At 74.2% G+C, this 3,065-nt stretch carries 1 protein-coding gene; it reads left to right on the top strand.

Annotation, left to right across the window (positions count from 1 at the left end; all coding sequences use genetic code 11):
* Window positions 1–142: 142 nt before the first annotated feature.
* Entirely contained in the window at window positions 143–2,866 is a 2,724-nt protein-coding gene (locus R5W23_RS06300) for a phage/plasmid primase, P4 family (protein ID WP_320685601.1), read from the top strand.
* The last annotated feature ends 199 nt before the right edge of the window (window positions 2,867–3,065 follow it).

Genomic DNA, 3,065 nt, shown 5'->3' with positions numbered 1-3,065 from the left:
TGGGTTGCCTTTGCTCCCCTCCCTTCAGGGAGGGGTTGGGGGTGGGTTGCCTTTGCTCCCCTCCCTTCAGGGAGGGGGCCGGGGGGTGGGTTGCCTTGGGGTCTTCGTCTCTCCTGTTTCGCGCTCACGCCTGGATCGATTTATGACCGTCGCCCATCCGAACCCCTGGCACGCGCGGGCCGACGAGCTGGCGCGCTGGGCGCTGCTCCGCATGGTGAACCGCACCGACCGGTGCGGCGGGTGCTTCGTCGGCGCGGGGGGGAAGGTCCGCCGCACCACCCGCCCCTCGGACGGGCCGGCCCCCGGGTTCGTCAGCCACCCGCGGCTGGTCCAGCACTTCAGCGCCACCGGCGCGGCGCACGTGGTCGGGCTGCACGCCATCGGCCCGGACGGCACCGGGAAGTGGGTCGCGGTGGACGTGGACGCGCACGCCGACCGGCCGTTCGACCCGGACGCCAACGAGCGGTTCGCGCGGGCCGGCTTCGACCGCCTCACCGGGCTCGGGTTCCGCCCGCTCCTCACGCAGTCCAACGGCACCGGCGGGTTCCACCTGCTGGCCCTGTTCGCCGAGCCGGTGCCGGCCCGGGAGCTGTTCGCGTTCGGCCGCTGGCTGGCGCGCGACCACGCCGCGTTCGGCCTCCCCGCCGCGCCGGAAACGTTCCCCAAGCAGCGCGAGCTGCGCGCGAACGCCCGGTACGGGAGCTGGCTCCGGCTGGTCGGCCGGCACCACGCCCGCGACTTCTGGTCCCCCGTGTGGGACGGCACCGGCTGGCGCACCGGGGCCGACGCCGTGGAACACGTGCTGTCGCTCGCCGGCGACTCCCCGGCCCTGATTCCCCCCGACACCCGCACCCCGGAACCCGTCCGCGCCCCCGCCCCCGTTGCGCGTGCGCCGCAGCGCCGGCCCGGCCCCGGCGGGGAAACGGACGTGTTCGCGGCGTACAACCGCGCGGCCACGGAAGAGGCGGTCGGGGAGTTACTTCAGCGGCACGGGTGGACCCCCTTGGGGCGGCGCGGGCCGCGCTGGGACTTCCGCCGGCCGGGCAAGGACGCTGACACGAGCGGCAACCTGATGCCGGTGTCCGGGGTGCCGATCTTCTACGGGTTCACCGACGCCACCAACGTCCCCCCGGACCGCGGGCTGAACCCCAGCCAGTTGCGGTGCCACCTGGAGTTCGGCGGGGACTTCGCCCGGCTGGCCGAGCAGCTCCGCACCGAAGGGTACGCCCCGCGCCGCCCGGCCGCCCCGCCCACCGCGGGAAGCGACGGAACCGCCGCACCACCCCCGCCACCGCCACCGCCGCCCGCGCCGAGCGGGGCAGGGGAGGGGGCGAACGATTCGGAGCCGGTCCACGAGGACTTTCTGGACCCGCACCGGCTCGGGCGGCTGCTGGTGCCGCGGGCCGGCGCGCTGCCCACGGTGATCTACCACCGGGCGGAGTGGTGGGAGTGGCGCGGCGGGCGGTACGTGTCGGTGCCCGACGACGACTTCGAGAAGCGGGCGTGGGTGGTGCTGCGGGGCGAGTGCGAGGCGGCGCACCGGGTGGCGGTGGCGGCGTGGGGGCATGGCGGGCGGCAGGGGCCGCGGCCCAAGGTGGTGAAGCTGGACACGCGGAAGGTGGGCAACGCCGTGACGGCCGCGGCCTCCATGTGCCACCTGGACGGGGCGGTCGCGTGGCCGGTGCTGCTGGCCGCCGACCCGGCCGACGCGGACCACATCCCCCGGCTGCGCCCGGCCCCGGAGCCGCGCGAGTTCGTGGCGTGCGCCAACGGGCTGATCGACGTGGCCGAGCTGTTCGCCACCGGGCGGGCGGCGCTGCACCCGGCCACGCCGCTGTACTTCACCCCGGCCGCGATCCCGGTCGCGTTCGACCCGGCCGCAGAGTGCCCCACCTTCCTGCGGTTCCTCGACCGGGTGACCGAGGGGGACGCGGAGCGGCAGTCGCTCCTCCAGGAGATCGCCGGGTACTTGCTCCGGTTCGACACCCGCTTTCAGCAGTTTTTCCTACTAACGGGCGACGGCGCGAACGGGAAGAGCACGTTCCTGGCGGCGCTGCGCGCGCTGATCGGCGACCACAACTACGCGTCGGTGCCGCTGGAGGAGTTCGGGGAGCGGTTCACGCTGGGGGCGACGCTGGGGAAGCTGGTGAACGCGGTGGCCGAGGTGGGGGAGCTGGACAAGGTGGCGGAGGCCAAGCTGAAGAGCTTCGTGGGCGGCGATTTGATGACGTTCGACCGGAAGAACAAGGCCCCGGTCTCGGCCCGGCCCACGGCCCGGCTGCTGCTGTCCACCAACACCCCGCCGCGGTTCGCGGACCGGACGGAGGGGGTGTGGCGGCGGTACCAGTTGGTGCCGTTCACGGCGGTGATCTCGGCGGAGGAGCGGGTGCGGGGGATGAGCGAGCCGGAGTGGTGGGTGGGGTCCGGGGAATTGCCGGGCGTGCTGAACTGGGCGCTGGCGGGGCTGCTGCGGCTGCACCGGGCGAACGGGTTCACGTCCAGCGCGGCGTGCGAGACGGCGAAGGCCGAGCACCGGGAGTTGTGCAACCCGCACCGGCTGTTCCTGGGGGAGCAGGTGCGGGAGCAGGAGGGGACGGCGCTGCGGTGCGTGGAGCTGTTCGCGGCCTATGTGGAGTGGTGCCGGCAGCGGCGGTACTTGCCGCTGGCGGACGGGAACTTCGGGGCGGAGGTGCGGAAGGCGTTCCGCCGGGTGACGAAGACCCGGACGCGGCAGGGGCGGGAGCGGCTGAACGTGTACTCCGGGGTGACGTGGACGGACGGGCGCCCGGACGGGCTGCTGGCGGAGTACGACCGCCGCCGCCGTGACGCGACCGGGTGGACCCCGGACGACGAGCGCCCGGAGTGAGCGGGAAAAGGCAACCGACCCCCCGGCCAAAGACAACCTACCCCCCGGCCCCCTCCCTGAAGGGAGGGGGAGGAAAGGCAACCCACCCCCAACCCCTCCCTGAAGGGAGGGGAGGAAAACCCGCGCGCACCTGGAGGCGGAATTGGTGCGCGGAGCGAAGACCCACCCCCCGGCCCCCTCCCTGAAGGGAGGGGGAGCA

This window comes from Gemmata algarum, assembly GCF_034097035.1.
Lineage (GTDB): Bacteria > Planctomycetota > Planctomycetia > Gemmatales > Gemmataceae > Gemmata > Gemmata algarum.
Note: the sequence above shows the minus strand (reverse complement) of the source record. Positions and strands in the feature narration are given on the sequence as shown.